The 290-nt window shown below is 69.7% G+C and carries 1 protein-coding gene; it reads right to left on the bottom strand.

The window, feature by feature from the left end; translation table 11 throughout:
- Positions 1-290: AAA family ATPase (locus D9V41_RS17440; protein WP_121795654.1), on the bottom strand; the 290-nt coding region annotated here is incomplete at both ends.

A 290-nucleotide genomic window follows, 5' to 3' on the forward strand; every position in this document is an offset into this window, starting at 1 on the left:
CGATCGCGCGCATGCCGGACCATCCGGTGCCGATGCTGGAACGGCGGGCGCCCAGCGCGTCGATCTCGTCGAGGAACATCACGATCGGGGCGTAGCTGCGCGCCGAGGCGAACAGCTTCTGCAGGTTCTTCTCGGTCTGGCCGAAGTGCTCGCCCATCACGTCGGCGATCGATGCGGTGAGGAACCTCAGGCCGAGCTCGCCGGCGACGGCACGGGCGATGAAGGTCTTGCCGCAGCCCGGTGGCCCGTAGAGCAGCAGACCGCCCCGCAGCGACGCTCCGAACGCCTGC

The sequence above is a fragment of the Aeromicrobium phragmitis genome, assembly GCF_003674095.1.
In the GTDB taxonomy this organism is placed as follows: Bacteria; Actinomycetota; Actinomycetes; order Propionibacteriales; family Nocardioidaceae; genus Aeromicrobium; species Aeromicrobium phragmitis.